Source organism: Bifidobacterium phasiani (assembly GCF_019331775.1).
GTDB classification, from domain to species: domain Bacteria; phylum Actinomycetota; class Actinomycetes; order Actinomycetales; family Bifidobacteriaceae; genus Bifidobacterium; species Bifidobacterium phasiani.
The window spans coordinates 62399-79718 of the sequence record NZ_JAHBBD010000013.1; the positions used below are offsets into that span (position 1 = coordinate 62399).

13 protein-coding genes are annotated in these 17320 nt (G+C 70.1%); 2 read left to right on the forward strand and 11 right to left on the reverse strand.

Annotated features, from left to right (window positions below):
* Positions 1-226: 226 nt before the first annotated feature.
* Together KIH73_RS06685 and KIH73_RS06690 are read right to left on the reverse strand one after the other, a co-directional pair.
* Positions 227-1000 carry a heparan-alpha-glucosaminide N-acetyltransferase gene (locus KIH73_RS06685; protein ID WP_219081819.1) on the reverse strand — a complete coding sequence of 258 codons (774 nt, stop codon included), beginning with the start codon at positions 998-1000 and terminating at the stop codon, positions 227-229.
* Between the two features lie 81 nt (positions 1001-1081).
* Positions 1082-2704 carry a gamma-glutamyltransferase family protein gene (locus KIH73_RS06690; protein WP_219081821.1) on the reverse strand — a complete coding sequence of 541 codons (1623 nt, stop codon included), beginning with the start codon at positions 2702-2704 and terminating at the stop codon, positions 1082-1084.
* Positions 2705-2842: 138 nt separating this feature from the next.
* Here KIH73_RS06690 and KIH73_RS06695 point away from each other — a divergent pair, with 138 nt between their 5' ends.
* Positions 2843-3649, forward strand: coding sequence for a YwiC-like family protein (locus KIH73_RS06695; protein ID WP_219081823.1), 807 nt, complete (start codon positions 2843-2845; stop codon positions 3647-3649).
* Between the two features lie 247 nt (positions 3650-3896).
* Here KIH73_RS06695 and adhE read toward each other — a convergent pair whose 3' ends face one another.
* Positions 3897-6629: a bifunctional acetaldehyde-CoA/alcohol dehydrogenase gene (gene adhE / locus KIH73_RS06700; RefSeq protein WP_219081825.1), complete on the reverse strand. Its 2733-nt coding sequence runs from the start codon at positions 6627-6629 to the stop codon at positions 3897-3899.
* A 524-nt stretch (positions 6630-7153) separates the two neighbouring features.
* On the opposite strand from adhE, the gene glgX reads away from it, so the two are divergent.
* Positions 7154-9562, forward strand: coding sequence for a glycogen debranching protein GlgX (gene glgX, locus KIH73_RS06705; protein WP_219081828.1), 2409 nt, complete (start codon positions 7154-7156; stop codon positions 9560-9562).
* A gap of 139 nt (positions 9563-9701) precedes the next feature.
* On the opposite strand, the gene rpsI is transcribed toward glgX, so the two are convergent.
* The 8 genes from rpsI to KIH73_RS11095 all read right to left on the reverse strand — a co-directional run.
* Positions 9702-10187, reverse strand: coding sequence for a 30S ribosomal protein S9 (gene rpsI, locus KIH73_RS06710; protein WP_219081830.1), 486 nt, complete (start codon positions 10185-10187; stop codon positions 9702-9704).
* A 21-nt stretch (positions 10188-10208) separates the two neighbouring features.
* On the reverse strand, positions 10209-10658 hold the full coding sequence (rplM, locus tag KIH73_RS06715; protein ID WP_219081832.1) for a 50S ribosomal protein L13: 450 nt from the start codon (positions 10656-10658) through the stop codon (positions 10209-10211).
* 362 nt (positions 10659-11020) lie between these two features.
* Positions 11021-13186 carry a 4-alpha-glucanotransferase gene (gene malQ / locus KIH73_RS06720; RefSeq protein WP_219081834.1) on the reverse strand — a complete coding sequence of 722 codons (2166 nt, stop codon included), beginning with the start codon at positions 13184-13186 and terminating at the stop codon, positions 11021-11023.
* 64 nt (positions 13187-13250) lie between these two features.
* Positions 13251-13871, reverse strand: a complete 621-nt coding sequence (locus tag KIH73_RS06725; protein ID WP_236022637.1) for an AbrB family transcriptional regulator — start codon at positions 13869-13871, stop codon at positions 13251-13253.
* Between the two features lie 41 nt (positions 13872-13912).
* Positions 13913-14554: an IMPACT family protein gene (locus KIH73_RS06730; RefSeq protein WP_219081845.1), complete on the reverse strand. Its 642-nt coding sequence runs from the start codon at positions 14552-14554 to the stop codon at positions 13913-13915.
* A gap of 5 nt (positions 14555-14559) precedes the next feature.
* Positions 14560-15876, reverse strand: coding sequence for a CapA family protein (locus KIH73_RS06735; protein ID WP_219081837.1), 1317 nt, complete (start codon positions 15874-15876; stop codon positions 14560-14562).
* Positions 15877-16190: 314 nt separating this feature from the next.
* On the reverse strand, positions 16191-17111 hold the full coding sequence (locus tag KIH73_RS06740; RefSeq protein ID WP_219081839.1) for an NAD(P)-dependent oxidoreductase: 921 nt from the start codon (positions 17109-17111) through the stop codon (positions 16191-16193).
* A gap of 130 nt (positions 17112-17241) precedes the next feature.
* Positions 17242-17320 (reverse strand): IS3 family transposase (locus KIH73_RS11095; protein ID WP_338023972.1); only part of this gene is annotated, 79 nt, incomplete at its 5' end.

The window sequence follows — 17320 nt, forward strand, 5'->3', positions numbered from 1 at the left end:
CACGGGCATCAATCACAGGGACACGCGCAGACACGGGCGCTAGGACACACAGGTACGCGCGAGCACGGGCACACGGGCCGCGCGCCAAGCATCCACGGGCACACAGGCACGCACAGGCACGGGCCCCAGCACACACGGGCGCGCACGCGGGCCGCGAACAGCACGCTGGGCACCCGGTCACACGGGCGCACAAGCACGGGAATGGTCACACGGCCACGGGCGTCGGTCACACGGGCAGGGCGGCGAGCAGGCCGGCCTGGGCCAGGGCCATGCAGGCGAGCATGCACACGGGCTGGTGCGCCAGGTAGATCCAGATGCCGTGGCGGCCGATCGCGGACAGCGGCGCGATGCCATGCCTCGCGGCGCGCTGTGCCACGGCGATCCGCGCGAAGATCCGGTTGAGGAAGTACCCGCACATGTACAGGAACAACCACGGCAGGATCGGGAAGTAGTCGCTCGACGAGAAGCCGTCGAACGGGAACCCGAACGGCGTCAGCACCCGGCAGTCGTACAGCCACGAGGGCAGGTCGAGCCGGAACAGCCCGTCGATGCCCAGATACCCGAGCTGCACGTCGCGGAACACCTCGAACAGCGCGAACGAGCCGACCAGCCCGATCGCGGCCGGCACGCGCCGCAGCGCCCGCTCGAGCGGGATCATCAGCAGCACCGCGCAGCCGATGAAGTTCAGGATGCCGAACCAGACCGCCTCGGACGGCATGACCAGGCAGGTCACGCCGCTGATGACCAGGCCGCACACGTTGAGCATGACGCCGCGCCCGAGGTTGCCCCGGCTCCCCCACGGCCACACGAACCCCGACACCAGGATGAACGTCCAGCAGATCGCCTGCTGCCAGACGTGCACCGCCGGCCGGGCGTACCATGACGGGTCCACGGCGTAGACCATGAACACGTCGTACAGGAAATGGAACGCCACCATGTTGACGATGGCCAGCCCCCGGATCGTGTCGATCAGCGCATACCGCCCCGCGCGTTCGCCCATGGGTCCCTCCTTCCGGCCGTCACGCGCCACGATACCAGATGCGCCGGCGGGCGCATCGCCCATGCCCGCCGACGGGCGACGTCACAGGCAGGCGATGTTGCTGTCGGTGCGCGACTCCGTGCCGCCGACCAGCACGCCGTTGTCCAACCGGACGATCATCTGGCCGCGGCCGAAGCCGCCGGTCTCCAGCGACACCGCCACCCGGTGCCCCATCCGGCCGAGCGCGCGGGCCGTCTGCGCGTCGAATCGCGTCTCCACGGCGACGTCGTTGAGCCGGTCCCACCGCCAGCGCGGCGCGTCCAGGGCCTGCTGCGGATCCATGTGGAAGTCGACGGCGTTCATCACGACCTGCACATGCCCCTGCGGCTGCATGTACCCGCCCATCACGCCGAACGGGCCGACCGGGCGGCCGTCCTTCATCAGGAAGCCCGGGATGATCGTATGGTAGCTGCGCTTGCCCGGCTTCAGCGCGTTCGCCAGCGCCGGATCGAGCGCGAAGTCGGCGCCGCGGTTCTGCAGCGCGACGCCCGTGCCGTCGACGACGACGCCGGAGCCGAACCCCATGTAGTTCGACTGGATGTACGACACCATGTTGCCTTCACCGTCCGCGCAGCACAGGTAGACGGTGCCGCCGGCGGACGGGGTGCGGCGGGTGCGGACCTCGGCGCATTCGCCGATGCGGGCGGCCTGGCGCTCGCCGTACTCGTCGGTCAGGTACGCCGCGTAGTCGACGTCGGTGTCGTCCGGGTCGGTGACCGACTCGAACGCGTCCGCGAACGCCAGCTTGACCGCCTCCAGCTGGCGATGGCAGGTCAGCGGCGAGCCGGCGTCGCCGACGTCGAGGTGCTTGAGCGTGTTCAGCGCCATCAGCGCGACGATGCCCTGGCCGTTCGGCGGGATCTCGCACACCTCGTAGCCGTGGTACTCCACACGCAGCGGCTCGACCCAGCGCGGCCGGTACGCGGCGAGGTCCTCGTAGCGCAGGTATCCGCCGGCCGCGCGGCTGGCGGCGTCGATCGTCCGGGCGATGCCGCCCTCGTAGTAGGCCCGCGCGTCGCTGTCGCCGATCGCCTCCAGCGTGTCGGCATGGTCGGGCAGCCGCACGATGTCGCCGGCCAGCGGCGCGCGGCCGCCCGGCGCGAAGCAGCGCATCCAGGCGTCGAAGCGGCCGTCCGCGTTCAGGGCGCGGTACCGGCGGAACGCGGCGTCCCAGTCGTGGGCCAGGTTCGGCGCGCACGGGTAGCCGTCGCGCGCGTAGGCGACGGCCGGGGCGAGGTCGGCGGACAGCGGCAGCCTGCCGTACCGCCGGTTCAGCGCCGCCCACGCCGACGGCGCGCCGCCGACCGTGACCGGGGTCCATCCGAGCGCCGGCATGCGGCCGTGCTCGTCGTTGCCGTCGGCCAGCACCCGCTCGATCGAGATGCCGCGAGGCGCGGGGCCGCTGGCGTTCAGGCCGACCAGCCGCCCGTCGCGGGCGCTCCAGGCGATGGCGAACGCGTCCGAGCCCAGGCCGTTCGACGTCGGCTCCACGACGGTCAGCGCGGCCGCGGCGGCGACGGCCGCGTCGAAGGCGTTGCCGCCCTTGAGCAGCACCTCGAGACCGGCCGCGGAGGCCTGCGGCATCGAGCAGTTGACCATCGCGCGGCCCGCGTACAGCGGGAAGCGCTGGGAGTGATATCGTTGCGCCAGCGGATCGAATTGCATGACTCCCATCCTAGGGTCGGAACGCGGCGACACGGCGGCACCGCGCCGGGCCGGCCGCGCGGACGGCCCCCATGCGGGCTGTCGGGAAACCCGGCAGGGGTCTGGACAACGCGCGGCCGGCTGGGCTACGTTGAAACCATGACCGATCATGAACGCACCCCGTCCCGGCGTCGCGCATACGCGAAGCTGTGGATCCCCGACCAGCCCGGCGCCTGGATGATGGCGCTGCTGCCCGCGCTCGCCGGCGTGGTCGTCGGCGGCGCGGACGCCGGACGCCTCTGGCTGACGGCCGCCTGGCTGCTGTGCTACTGCGTGCAGTTCACCGTCGCGCGGTGGCTCCGTTCGCGCTTCCGGCGCCGCTACCTGCCGCCGGCGGCCACGTATGCGGCGCTGCTGGCGGTCGTCGGCGCGCCCTTCCTCGTCGTGCACCCGGCGGTGCTGGCATGGGCGCCGACGTACGCCGTGCTCGCCGGGCTCACGTTCCGGGGCGCGTGGATCCGGCGGGAGCGCTCGCTGTGGTCGAACGCCGCCTCGGTGCTGGCCGCCTCGATGATGGCCGCGGTCGTCTACACGCTCGGCCGGCCGGATCCGCTGGCGCCTGCCACCGGGTTCGTGCTCGCGGCGGTGTTCGCGCTGACCCAGTTCGGCTCGGTGCTGTTCGTCAAGACGATGATCCGGGAGCGGCGCAGCCGCGGCTTCCTGGTCGCGTCGTGGGCGTGGCACGCCCTGCTGGTCGCCGCCGGCGTCATCGTCGCCTGGCGCGAGGGGCCGTCGGGCACGCCGCTGGCGGCGGTCGCCGCCATGCTGCTGCTCCGGGCCGTCGCCCTGCCGATGATCGGCCGCCGGCGCGCGCTCAGGCCGGTCGTCGTCGGCATGGTGGAGATGGTGATGAGCCTGGTCGTGTTCGTCTACGCGGTGATGTGCGCGCCGCTGCTGGCGTTGTAGCGCGGGCGGCACGCGGGACTTGCGGACCCGCACGCGCGGAGGTCCGCAAGGTATCGGCATGGAACGGGCGGTCGGGCCGCGCATGTGCGGCGCCCGGCCCGACCGCCCGCGTGAAGACCGGCGCCGCGCATACGCGAGGACCCCGGCCGGACGATTCCGGTCGGGGTCCCCTCGTTTCCGCTCGGCGACGCCGCCGGGCGCGGCGACTTGTGCCGTCACGCCCGTGCGGTCACGCGGAAGGCCGCGCTCAGATGCGCTCCGAGGCCTCCTCGGTCGCGGCCTCGCCCTGGCGCTCGACGCGCAGGCGATGGCCCTCGGCCTGGGAGACGCCGTAGTACGCGGCGATCGCGATGTCCTTCATGTCCTCGATCATCGGGATGCGCGGGTTCGCGGGGGCGCACTGGTCCTCGTAGGCGCGCATGCCGATCTCGTCGATGATGGACCAGTAGTAGTCCTCGTCGACGCCGCACTCCTGGAAGCTCTTGTTCATGCCGAGCTTGTTGTCGCGGTAGTCCTCGACGGCCTTCGCCAGGTTCTCGACGCCCTCGGCCGGGGTGTTGCCCGGGTTGACGCCGAGGTTCTTGGCGATCTCCTGGTAGCGCTCGGCCGCGACGTACTTGCTGTACTTCGGCCAGCTCGTCGGCTCCAGCGGGATCTGGCCGTTGTAGCGGATCACGTACGGCAGCAGGATCGAGTTGGTGCGGCCGTGGACCACGTGGCACAGCGCGCCGATGGTGTGGGCCATCGCGTGACACATGCCCAGGAACGCGGAGCCGAAGGCCATGCCGGCCATCGTGGCGGCGTTGTGCATCTTCTCCTGCGCCTTGGTCTTGGTCTCGCCCGGCTCGGAGTTCACCGAGACGTCGAGGTTCTCCCAGATCAGCTTCGCGGCGTGCAGGGCCATCGCGTCGGTGAAGTCGTTCGCGTAGACGGAGACGTACGCCTCGAAGGAGTGGGTCAGCGCGTCGAAGCCGGAGTCGCAGGCCAGCTTGCGCGGCTGCGTGCGGGCCAGCACCGGGTCGACGATCGCGACCGACGGGGTCAGCGCGTAGTCGGTGATCGGGTACTTGTAGCCGGTCTTGTGGTCGGTGATCACGGCGAACGGCGTCACCTCGGAGCCGGTGCCCGACGAGGTCGGGATGCACACGAGCTTGGCCTTCTTGCCCAGCGGCGGGATCTTGAACGCGCGCTTGCGGATGTCGAAGAACTTCTCGCGCACGTCGGAGAAGGCGATCTCCGGGTGCTCGTAGAGCAGCCACATGATCTTGGCCGCGTCCATCGGCGAGCCGCCGCCGACCGCGATGATCGTGTCGGGCTCGAACTCTTCGCGCATCATCTCGGCGCCGCGCTCGACGGTCTCGACCGAGGGCTCCGGCTCGACGTAGTCGATGATGCGGAAGGTGACGCGGTTGGAGCGGGCGCGCAGCTGGTCGATGATCTTGTCGACCACGCCGAGCTGCTCCATGACCTTGTCGCAGACGATGACGGCCTTCTCGATGCCGTACATGTCGCGCAGGTACTTGATCGCGTTCGGCTCGAAGTAGGTCTTGGCCGGGATCTTGAACCACTGCATGTTGTTGTTCCTCCGAGCGATGCGCTTGATGTTGATGAGGTTCACTGCCTGGACGTTGCCGGAGACCGAGTTGCCGCCGTAGGAGCCGCAGCCCAGGGTCAGCGACGGGGCGATCGCGTTGTAGATGTCGCCGACGCCGCCCAGCGAGCTCGGGGAGTTCCAGATGATGCGGCAGGCGTGCATGCGCAGGCCGTACTCGCGCACCAGATCCTGGTTGTTGGTGTGGATGACGGCGGTGTGGCCGGCGCCGTGCACGAGCATCTGCTCGCACATCTCGAAGCCGGTCTCCTTGTCCGGGGACTTGAGCACGGCCTGGACCGGGCAGAGCTTCTCGAGGGTCAGCGGCTCCATCTCGCCGACCTCCTTGCACTCCGCGCAGATGATCGTGGTGTCCTCGGGGACGGTGAAGCCCGCCGCCTTGGCGATGTACTGCGGGGACTTGCCCGGCACGACCGAGTTGAGCTTCGGGTGGCCGCCCGAGTACGCGGTGCAGCCGAACATGTACTGCTCGAGCTTGGCCTTCTCCTCGTCGTTGACGAAGTAGGCCTTGCGGCGCTTGAGCTCGTCGACCAGCGGGGTGTAGACGTCCTTGTCGGCGATGATGGCCTGCTCGGTGGCGCAGATCATGCCGTAGTCGAAGTGCTTGGAGAGCACCAGGTCGTTGGCGGCGCGGACCACGTCCACGTCCTTGTCCACGTAGGCCGGGGCGTTGCCGGCGCCGACGCCGAGGGCGGGCTTGCCGGAGGAGTACGCGGCGGTGACCATGCCCGGGCCGCCGGTCGCCAGGATCGTGGCGATGCCGGGGTGCTTCATCAGCGCGCCGGTGGCCTGGATCGACGGGTGCTCGATCCACTGGATGCAGTTCTCCGGGGCGCCGGCCTCGATGGCCGCGTCGCGCACGATGCGCGCGGCCTCGACCGAGCACTTCTGCGCGAACGGGTGGAAGCCGAAGACGATCGGGCAGCGGGTCTTCAGCGCGATCAGCGACTTGAAGATCGCGGTCGAGGTCGGGTTGGTCACCGGGGTGACGCCGGCGACCACGCCGACGGGCTCGGCGACCTCGTCGATGCCCATGACGTCGTCCTCGCGGATGATGCCCACGGTGCGCTGGCCGGCCAGGTAGTTGGTGACGTGCTCGCAGGCGAAGATGTTCTTGGTGGCCTTGTCCTCCACAAGACCGCGGCCGGTCTCCTCGACGGCCATCTTCGCGAGCACCAGATGCTTGTTCAGGGCCGCGATCGACGCCTTCGCCACGATGCGGTCGACCTGCTCCTGGTTGAGCTTTTCGAACTCGTCGAGGGCCTTCAGGCCCTTCTTGACCAGAGCGTCGACCTCGGCCTCGGCCTGGGCCTGCAGCTCCTCCGGGCTCGGCTTAGCGGGAGCCTCGTTCTTCTTTGCTTCTGCCACTGGAAGTCCTCCTCGATCTTGCGGTTTGCAAAGGTTGGCTTCGCCGTCTGACGGCGGTTCGTCACCAGTCAGTATAACTGTGACCTGCATCACAATGTATCGGACGCGCGGTACCGAATCGCGGCCTTCGCCGTGTTGCGCGTTTTATGTGTGGTTGTGGTGCCTTTTTGATAATTCGAGATTGCTTTTTGCTTGCAAACGTGTTCAGCACGCCGAAATGTTAGATTTTGTTCTCTTTGCATGTCCTAATGCTCACACCTCTTCGTCGACGCGCCATGCGCCCGCCGCCGGGGCGCTGGGCGCCGGTCCGACCGTCCGGACGACGGCCGCGCGGCCCCTCCCGGACGACCGTTCGCCCGGCCCCGAGGACCGGCCCTCCGGCACGGCCCGCGACCGCGCCCGGACCGGAAGCCGCCCCTCCCCGACCCGGGACCGTCCCGCGCCCCGCGCCGGGCCCGCCCGGCCCCGCCGGCAGCGCGCCGCGCGCCGTCCGGCCCCGGCCGCGCCTCCGTACAATGAGACCTATGAGAAACCCGGAACTGCATCGTTACGCCACACGCCCTGGCTTCTACTTCACCGATGACGGCGGCGCCGACGTCGTGGTCCGATCCGAGAACGCCGACCAGGTCTGGCTCAGCGTCATCGAGCCGCTCGACCGGCCCACCGCGTTCTTCAACGAGGCGATCAGGCTGCCGGACGACCCGCAGACGCCGTTCGTCGCCCAGATCCGCAGCCACCCGGTCTCCACGCGCGCGCTCGAGGGGCTCGGCCTGCGCGAGACGCTGTTCCGCATGAGCGGGCCGAACTACGGGCTGTGGTACGTCCACCTGCCCAAGGCCTGGGACGGCATGCGCTACGGCTACCGCGTCGACGGCACCTGGGACCCCAGGCACGGCGTGCGCTTCAACCCGTACAAGTTCCTGATCGACCCGCACGGCAAGGGCGTCGACGGGCGCATGGAGCTCGACCCGGCGGCCTTCTCCTACCAGTGCGAGATCGTCGACGGCAAGGTCAGGGGCTCGGCGTGGGGGCCGATGAGCACGGTGGACTCGCTGGGCAAGGTGCCGATGTCGGTGGCCATCGACGACCGCGACGAATCCAAGCACGAGGGCGAACCCAGCCACCCGCACGTGCCCTGGAGCAAGACCGTGATCTACGAGCTGCACGTCAAGGGCTTCACCGCCGACGCCCCCTGGCTGCCGGCGGAGCTGCGCGGCACCTACGCCGGCCTCGCGCACCCGACCACGCTCGCCTACCTGCAGCGGCTGGGCGTCACCTCGATCGAGCTGCTGCCGATCCAGGCCAAGCAGGACGAGCTGTTCCTCCAGGAGCGCGGCGGCACGAACTACTGGGGCTACTCGACGCTGAGCTACTTCGCGCCCGAGCCCTCCTACGCCACGCGCACCGCCCAGCGCAAGGGCGCCGCGGCCGTGCGCAAGGAGGTCATCGACATGGTGCGCGCCATGCACGAGGCCGGCTTCGAGGTGATCATGGACGTGGTGTACAACCACACGTGCGAGGGCGGCTGCGAGGGGCCGACCGTGTGCTGGCGCGGCCTGGACACGCTCACCTACTACCGCCAGCAGAAGGGCAACCCCAGCCGGCTCGAGGACACGACCGGCTGCGGCAACACGCTCGACTTCACGAACACGCCGGTGGTCACGTTCGCGATCGACTCGCTGCGCTATTGGGCCAAGCGCATCGGCATCGACGGCTTCCGCTTCGACCTGGCGGCCTCGCTGGCGCGGCTCGACGGCGAGTTCACCAGGCACCACCCCTTCCTGTACGCCCTGCGCAGCGACCTGCTGCTGGGCAACCTCAAGATCATCATGGAGCCGTGGGACCTGGGCAACCAGGGGTGGCGGACCGGCCAGTTCGGCCTGCCCTTCGGCGAGTGGAACGACCGCTTCCGCGACACGACCCGCCGGTTCTGGCTGACCGACGTCGCCAACGGGGCGCGCCCCGGGGACGTGGGCATGCAGGAGATCGCCACGCGCCTGTGCGGCTCGGCCGACCTGTTCGCCACCGACCCGGGTCGCGGCGCCACCGCGTCGATCAACTTCGTGGCCTGCCACGACGGCTTCACGCTCACCGACCTGACCCGCTACGCGATCAAGCACAACGAGCTCAACGGCGAGAACAACATCGACGGCTCGAACACGAACAACTCGGTCAACTTCGGCGTCGAGGGCCCGACCACGGACCCCAAGGTCGAAGGCCGGCGCGAGCGCGCGGCGCTCAACATGTTCGGCATGCTGCTCATGTCGCTGGGCACGCCGATGCTGCTGGCCGGCGACGAGTTCCTCAACACGCAGGAGGGCAACAACAACGCCTACTGCCAGGACAACGCGATCACCTGGCTGAACTGGGACTGGATGCGCCACCAGGGCGACTCGCCCGAGCGCCGGCGCATCAAGGCGGTCTCCGAGCTCATCGCGATCCGCAAGTCGCTGGAGCTGTTCCACCACGAGGACTTCTTCACGCGGCTCACCCAGCTGGGGCTGCTCAAGCCCTCGAGCCGGGTGCAGTGGTTCCTGCCGGACGGCACCACGCCGATGGAGAGCGACTGGTTCGACACCTCGCTGCGCAGCTTCACGATGCGCCTGATGTCCGCCGACGAGGTGGACGTGCTCATCGTGGTCAACGGCGTGGACCGCGACATGGACTTCCGCCTGCCCTCCGACAGCCTGTGGCGTTGCCGGTGGAGCTCCGCCGTGAGCAGCGGCGACCGCCCCGAGCCGCGGCGCTCCCCCGACGCGCCGAACGGCGGCACGGCTGCGGCCCCGAACGCCGCGGCCCATTCCCCGGCCCCCGCGCGGACCGCGGCGCCGAGCGCCGACGCTACGGCCGGCTACGCCGCGCGCGCCGCCGACGACCATCTGTGGCGCGTGCCGTCGCTGAGCATCAGCCTGATCCAGCAGATTCCCTGGTGACGCCCGGCCGCCCGCCCGGACCCGCGGGCGGCCGGCGCGGCGCCGGACAACGCGATGGCCCCCGTTCCTGCTGGCAGGAACGGGGGCCATCGCGTAAGGGGCCGGGCGCGACTCGTGGCGCCGCCACGGCCATGCGACCTTAGCGCTTCGAGAACTGCGGAGCGCGGCGGGCCTTGTGCAGACCGGCCTTCTTGCGCTCCACGACGCGGGAGTCGCGGGTCAGGAAGCCGGCCTTCTTCAGGGCGGCGCGATTGGCGTCGCGGTCGATCGCGTTCAGCGCGCGGGCCACGCCGAGGCGGATGGCGCCGGCCTGGCCGGTGGTGCCGCCGCCGTCAACGAGGACGATGCAGTCGAACTTGCCCTCGAGCTTGAGCAGCACGATCGGCGAGTTGACCTCACGCTGCAGCAGCTTGGAGGGGAAGTACTCCTCCAGGGTGCGGCCGTTGATGGTCCACTTGCCGGTGCCCGGCACGAGACGCACGCGGGCGACGGCCTCCTTGCGACGGCCGGTGCCGTAGCCCGGGGCGATCGTCGAGGTGCCGGTGCCGGCGCCGGAGTTGGTCTCGGTGGTGTACGAGGTGAGCTCTTCGGTCTCAAGAACCGCGGAGTTGTTGTTCTCAGCCATGATGTTCTATCTCCCTTCGGTTCACTTGGCCTGCTGCGAGACCTGGGTGATCTCGAAGGTCTGCGGCTTCTGCGGCGTATGCGGATGCTCCGCGCCCGCGAAGACGCGCAGGCGGTCCAGCTGCACCTTGGAAAGACGGTTCTTCGGCATCATGCCCTTGATCGCGGCGATGACGATGCGCTCGGGGTTCTTCTTCATCAGCTCGGCATAGCTGTCGCGGCGCAGACCGCCGGGACGACCGGAGTGCGAGTAGAGCTCCTTGCCCATCTTGCTGCCGGTCAGCGCGACCTTGGCGGCGTTGATGACGATCACGTGGTTGCCGGAGTCGGCGTGAGGCGCGAACGTCGGCTTGTTCTTGCCGCGCAGCAGGGTCGCCACCTGCGTGGCGAGACGGCCGAGCACCACGTCCGTGGCGTCCACGATGTACCAGTCATGAGTCAGATCAGCTGGCTTCGGAGTGAAAGTTTTCACGATGTACCTTTTCTGTTCATTGTGTTCCGGGCCGCCGCCAGCCGCGGTGAAGCGGTCGCGCCTGTCGTTGGCCTCATTATCCGTGGGCTCCCTGAAAGTCCTCGATGGCGAGTGGGAAAGCGCTTTGAAGGACCCCGTAGGGAAACACAACAATCCTTTAGTATATCGCCCGTCTAGACTTTCGGCAACCAACGTGTCCCGTCCCGCGGGCGGGCCGCCGCGCGGCCGTTCCGAGCCCGTCCGCGGGGCCGCCGCCGAACGGGCACGGGCCGCGACGGACGGCCGCCCGACACGGCGACGCCGCGCCTCCCGACGCTGGGAGGCGCGGCGTCGTCCGGAGGGGCGCCGGCCGGCGGGCCCGCTCAGTCCTGCATGATGGCGGCGAGGGACTGGAGCCTGGGGTTGTCGAACAGGGTCTCCAGCGGCACCGTGCGGCCCTGGGCGTCGCCCAGCGGGATGCGCCAGTTCGGATACTCGTTGTTGGTGCCCGGCTGGTTCTGCGTGCGGTGCTCGCCGACCGCGTCGGTCAGCGACGCGGCGAGCAGTCGGCACGGCGAGGCCTTCATCGCGCGGTACAGCGACTCGACGATCTGCTGCTCGTTGCCCTGCTCGTCGCGCAGGAGCGTGGGGTCGAGGTAGCCGTTGTCGATCAGCATGCCCAGCATCGCGTTGTGCTCGCGCACGGCGCTCTCCATGAACTCCTCCGGCGAGCAGGTCAGCAGGCCCAGCCGCTCGCGGATCCTGACATGCTCGTACTGCAGGTAGCCCGCGCACGGCGGCAGGTCGTGCGTGTTCACCGACGCCAGCGCGTACGGGCGCCAGGTCTTCGGCTCGTGGAACACGCCGTCGGTCTGCTCGAACCACTCGACCGCGCAGCCGAGCAGCCCGTGCTCGCCCAGCGAGTCGGCCACGTAGCTCGGCACCACGCCCAGGTCCTCGCCGACCACGACGCCGCCGACGCGGGAGGCCTCGATGGCGAGGATGCCCAGCATGATGTTCGAGTCGTAGTACACGTAGGCGCCCTCGGTGGCCGACTTGCCCTCGGGGATCCACCACAGGCGGAACAGGCCCAGGATGTGGTCGATGCGCACGGCGCCGGCCTGCGCGAACATGCCGTGGACGATGTCGCGGTAGGTGCGGTAGCCGTTGCGCTCCAGGTCGATGGGGCTCAGCGGCGGCTGGCTCCAGTTCTGGCCCTGCTGGTTGAAGTAGTCCGGCGGCGCGCCGACCGTGGCGCCGCGGGCGAAGCGCTCGGGGTTCCACCACACCTCGGAGCTGCACGGGTGCACGCCGACGGCCATGTCGGCCATGACGCCGATCTGCATGCCCGCCTCCCTGGCGGCCTCCTGGGCGTCGCGGAACTGCTCGGTGGCGATCCACTCCATCCAGCGGTAGAAGTCCAGCGTGTCGGGGTACTGCCGGCGCAGGTCCGCGATCTCGGCGGAATCCTTGGTCAGCGTGCGGATCCAGCTCTCGGGCAGGTCGCTGGGCGCGCCCCACTTGTCGTAGCACAGGCACCAGGTGGCGTAGGACTCGAGGTCCTCGCCGCACTCGCGCTTGAACGCGTCGAACCGGTCCTGGCGCTCCTGGCCGCGACCGGCCTTGAAGATGATCCACAGGGCGTGCATCTTCGCGCGCCACATCGCGTCGCGGTCGATCCTCTGCGCGTCGTCGTTCAGCGGCGCGACCTGCGCGTGCAGGTCGTCCACCTGCATGCGCACGGCGTCGTCGGCGGTGCGGTACTCCTCGATGGACTCGGGGCGGATGTAGGTGAAGTTCACGAAGCGGCGCGACACCGGCAGGTACGGCGACGGGGTCAGCGGGGAGACCGGCTCGGCGGCGTGCATCGGGTTGATCAGCATGAAGTCGGCGCCGGTGCGCTCCTTGGCCTGCACCAGCAGCGTCTTCAGGTCCTCGAAGTCGCCCACGCCCCACGAGCCGGCGGAGCGGATCGAGTACAGCTGGGCCATCCAGCCCCACAGCTGGCGGCTTTTCATCGCCTCGGGCAGCTCCACGCGCTCGGGGGCGCTGATCAGCGTCGCGTCCTCGGTGCGGCCGTCCACGGTCACATGCAGCGTGTGGTAGCCGACCGGCAGGTCGGCGGGGATCACGATCGAGGCGGGGGCGATGAACACGCCGTCGACGAGGTGCGCCTGCGCGGTGCCGTCGCCGTCGGCCAGCACGGCGCCGCTGTAGGGCTCCCCGTTCTCCAGCGTGATCGTGGCGGTCGGCACCGTCAGGATCGGGGTGTTCACGCTGATCCGGTCCTCACGGCCGGCGATGTGCAGCACGGTCGGGGCCACCAGGCGGCTCCGGCGCTCATGCTGGATCTGCCGGATCGAGGCCTCGACGGCGTCATCGTCGGAGGCGTCGACGCCGAGGGCGGCCAGCACGGATACCAGGACATCATCGTCGATTTCGTGGTAGTCGTTGCTCTGCCCGACATAACTGGTGCCGATGCCGACCAGTTTCGCCAACCGAATCAGAGGACGGGCAAGACGCTCTTCACTTTCAGTGTGGTCAGTCATGAAACCAGTGTAAATCCTGTGAATTTTCGGCACGCGACCGACATGCCGCAAATTGCCAACGTTCTCACTGTGTGGACAGCCGGCGCCGCGCCGCGCGCACGACCTCGGGGGCCGGATCGTTCGCAAGGCGCCCCAGCGTGTCGGCCCCGGTGTTGGGGTTCAGCGCCACGGCCCTGCGCACCATCGCCGACAGGACCTGCGGGGCGCCGGACTCCCGCTCGGTGCCCAGATCGGCCAGGAAGTCGAGCGTCTCGGCGTCCACCAGCGGGTTCTGCGCCCCCTCCAGGCGCATCTTCCACGAGGTTCGCGGGTTGCGCAGCGCGATCGAGCGCACCTCGGGGTCGTCGTCCTTGGTCAGCAGGCCGACGAGCCAGTTCTTGTCGTCCTCGTTGGCGGCGACCGCCCGGCGCACCTCCACGTCGCCGTCCTGCGAGAGCTTGACCAGGATGTTCGGGAACGGCATCGTCCGGGCGAGGAAGACGCGGTCCTCCAGCGGGGTGTGGGGATTGCCCGCCACCGCCTCCAGCAACGCCGTGGCGCGCGAGAACTCCGCCTGCTGGGACTTGTCGGGCAGCGGGCGGCGGGCGTACTCGCTCAGCTCCTGCGCGTCGGTCGAATGGCGCAGCCGTTCGTAGGTGGCGGTCAGCGGCTCGAATTGCCTGGGTGCGGTCTGTTCCTCGGTCATAGCTATACAGATTAGCGCCGAATCCGGGGGTGGGTACATATCTACCCGAGCGGCACCGCGCGGTTGACCATGTCCAGCGGCTCGGCGCGCACGTCGGCGTTGAACAGCTCGACCAGCCGCGCCTCGAACGCGTCGGCGCGCTCCTGCGGCACGATCGCGTCCAGCGTCACCCGTTCGGCGTAGCGCTCGTCCGACTGCACGCCGCCCACCGACGCCAGCAGCTGCCGGAACGGGCCCAGCTGGGAGTACTCCAGCGGCACGCGGTACCGGCGACAGGGCACGATGCGCGCCTTCGTCGCCGTCCTGACCGCCAGCGACGCCGTCGACGAGTACGCGCGGATCAGCCCGCCGGATCCCAGCAGGATGCCGCCGAAATACCGCGTCACCGCCACCACGCAGTCGGTGAGCGCGTTGGCGCGCAGCACGTCGAGGATCGGCTTGCCCGCGGTGCCGGAGGGCTCGCCGTCGTCGCTCATCCGCTCGGCCAGCCGCCCGTCGGCGCCGCCGCAGACCGCCGCGTACGCCACATGCCGCGACTTGGGGTGCCGCTCGCGGATCGTCTCGACGAAGGCGAGCGCCTCGTCCAGGGAGCCGGCGTGGCAGGCGTCGCCGATGAACTCGGACTTCTTCTCCACCATCGCGTCATGGGCCGGCGAGGCGGCGTCCTCAAGCAGCGTGAACATCTCGCTCATAGCTCGTCGCTGATCCTCCATTCGCGCACCACCGTCCGGTCGGCGCCCATCGAGTATACGACGTCCTCGATGCGTCGGCGGACCTGGGCGTCGTAGTCGTCCGACCAGCAGGCGCCGTCCGGCTTGTCCTCGGCGAGCGGGCACCACTGGTACGCGCCCTGCCGCTTGTTCGCGGTCGGCAGCCAGTCGATGCGGCTGACGCGCCACGAGCCCGCGACGCCCTTCCTGCCGGCGAACTGGATGCGGGCGGTCACGCCCTGGTTGTTGACGATGTTCTCGGCCGGCGCGTCGACGGTGACCGCGTTGCCCAGCCCGTAGATGATCCACGTGTCGTTGTAGTACTCGATCGGCTGGGCGCAGTGGCAGCCGGCGCCGTAGATCACGTCGAACGCGCCGGTGTCGGCGAGCTCGTGCGCCTCGGCCACCTGCCAGCCGTCGGCGTCGGTGAGGTACTCCTGCAGCGAGTGCATCGCCATCGCCACGACGTCGGCGCCCTGCTCGCGCGCCCTGTTCGCCTTGTCGACCGCGCGCCGGATGTCGGATTCGTGGTTCGGGTCGCCGAAGTCGCGCAGCCGGTCCACCCGCCAGTCGTAGTCGGGGGTCATCGCGTTGAGCGACACGGTGCCGGCGACCAGTCCCAGCGTGCCGCCGCCGGTCGGCGACTCGACCAGCAGCGGTTCGGTCGACTCCCGCTCGGTGCGGTACGCGCCGGTGTGCGCGATGCCGTTCTGCTCGAGCGCCGCGGCGAGCCGGGAGATGCCGGCCGCGCCCTGGTCCCACGAATGGTTGGTCGCCATCGTGCACGCCCGGTAGCCGACGCGCGCCGCCGCATCGGCGACCTCGGGCGGGATGTTGAAGACCGGGTAGCCGGAGTACGGGCCGCCGCGCTCGGCCACCGGCGTCTCGAACTCGCAGATCGCGATGTCGGAGGCGTCGATGTACCGGCGCATCGGCTCGAACAGCGGGCCGAAGTCGAACGCCGTGCCGTCGGTGGCCGCCGTGTCGGCGCCGGCGAAATGCTCCCACAGGTTCGGGTGGAACAGCAGGTCGCCGTTGACCAGGACCGCGATGCAGTCGTCGTCCGGGCAGTCCGGGGAGTTGCCCGGATGCCGGACCACCGGGTCGGGCGGGGCGGCCTCGCGCTCCAGCGCCGCCGCGGCGACCGGGGCGGGGCCGGCGGGCGCGGGCCGCGACGCCGCGTACCATGCGCCGATGCAGGCCAGGCAGGCCGCCAGCAGGATCAGCGGAGCCACCCACCCCGGAACCGGACGGGGACCGCGGCGGACATGCCTGCCGTACCGTTCGCGCGCCATGGCGTCTCCTCCCTGCGATGTGCTCTCCGCTACCAGCATACCCACGGGCGTCCGGCCGCCGGGCGGCGGGCGGACGGCATGCGGGGCGCCGGGGCGGCGTCACCCCGTCATCGGTGGACAGTCGCTGGCATGCACGGTGACGGGTCGATACAATGAGCAGCGGAGACGGATGGACAACGGCGTACCTCCGGCTCCGCTTACCCGTGGCATTCGGGGGCGCCCCCGAAACCGCGGCGCCCGGTCGCATCGGACGCCGTCCGGGCGGAATGCACGCCGTCCGGGGCACCGGCCGGCGCCCGGCCATGCGAGCGCCGTCAGACGATGACCTGGTACCGCTTCCCGCGCAGGAACGCCGTCGCGGATCGCACGTTCTGCTCGACCAGCGCCCGCAGCGCCCGGTCCGAACGCCACGCGACATGCGGGGTGATGACCAGGTTCGGCAGCGCGCGCAACGGGTCGTCGTCCGGCAGCGGCTCGGGGTCGGTCACATCCACGGCCGCGAGGATGTCTCCGCGGCGCAGCCGTTCGAGCATCGCGCCGGGTGCGATGAGCTCGGCGCGCGCGGTGTTGACCAGCATGCCGCCGGGGCGGATCAGGTCGAGGTGCCGTGGGCCGATGATGCCGCGGGTGCCGTCGTTCAGCGCGAGATGCAGGCTGACGACGTCCGCGCCGGCGAACACGTCCTCCATCCGTTCGGCCCGCGTCGCGCCGAGCTCGGCGAGCGCGGCCCCGTCCGGCCGGCGGTCCCACACCAGCAGGCGCATGCCCAGGCCGCGGGCCAGCCGGGCGACGCGGCGGCCGATGCCGCCGAAGCCGACCAGGCCGAGCGTGCGGCCGCCGAGCTCGGCGATGTCGGCGGACGGCCACCCGCCGGCGTGCGTGCGCGCGTTGAGCTCGCCGACCCGGTGGGTCAGCTCGAACATCAGCGCGATGGCGTGTTCGGCCACGGCGTTGTCGCCGTAGTGGACCGCGTTGCACACGGTGATGCCGCAGCGGCGTGCGGCCTCCAGGTCGATGAAGCTGACGGCGCCGGTGCCGCAGAACGTGATGCAGCGCACGTCCGGGGCGATGCGCGCCAGCAGCGAGGCGGGCGCCCGGAACCCCGTGGACATCGCCACGCGCGCCCCGGCCATGCGGTCGGCGAGCGCGTCCTCGTCGTCCGTCCAGTCGGTGTGGATGCGCACGCGCGCCAGACCGGCGAAGTCGTCGAGGTGTTCCAGCAGCAGGGGCGTCATCGACGGGATGCTCACGGGGACGACGACCAGCGGCAGGTCGGTGCGGCCGGCGTCGCGTTCGACGACCGGCGGATGGGTGCGATCTGAACTGCGTCCCGTTTGTTGGACGTTGTTTATTAGGATACAGGGTCTAGGCTGTGAGGGACATGCTCCGGTATTCCTCCGGGGTGTGTCCCTCCAGTCGTATCTGGCGCCGTTTGGTGTTCCAG

What these genes read in the sequence shown, in the direction of transcription:
- KIH73_RS06690 (WP_219081821.1), bottom strand. Translation starts at nt 2,704, where the DNA reads ATGCAATTCGATCCGCTGGCGCAACGATATCACTCCCAGCGCTTCCCG.
- glgX (WP_219081828.1), top strand. Translation starts at nt 7,154, where the DNA reads ATGAGAAACCCGGAACTGCATCGTTACGCCACACGCCCTGGCTTCTAC.
- KIH73_RS06685 (WP_219081819.1), bottom strand. Translation starts at nt 1,000, where the DNA reads ATGGGCGAACGCGCGGGGCGGTATGCGCTGATCGACACGATCCGGGGG.
- malQ (WP_219081834.1), bottom strand. Translation starts at nt 13,186, where the DNA reads ATGACTGACCACACTGAAAGTGAAGAGCGTCTTGCCCGTCCTCTGATT.
- rpsI (WP_219081830.1), bottom strand. Translation starts at nt 10,187, where the DNA reads ATGGCTGAGAACAACAACTCCGCGGTTCTTGAGACCGAAGAGCTCACC.
- KIH73_RS06725 (WP_236022637.1), bottom strand. Translation starts at nt 13,871, where the DNA reads ATGACCGAGGAACAGACCGCACCCAGGCAATTCGAGCCGCTGACCGCC.
- KIH73_RS06740 (WP_219081839.1), bottom strand. Translation starts at nt 17,111, where the DNA reads ATGACGCCCCTGCTGCTGGAACACCTCGACGACTTCGCCGGTCTGGCG.
- KIH73_RS06735 (WP_219081837.1), bottom strand. Translation starts at nt 15,876, where the DNA reads ATGGCGCGCGAACGGTACGGCAGGCATGTCCGCCGCGGTCCCCGTCCG.
- KIH73_RS06730 (WP_219081845.1), bottom strand. Translation starts at nt 14,554, where the DNA reads ATGTTCACGCTGCTTGAGGACGCCGCCTCGCCGGCCCATGACGCGATG.
- KIH73_RS06695 (WP_219081823.1), top strand. Translation starts at nt 2,843, where the DNA reads ATGACCGATCATGAACGCACCCCGTCCCGGCGTCGCGCATACGCGAAG.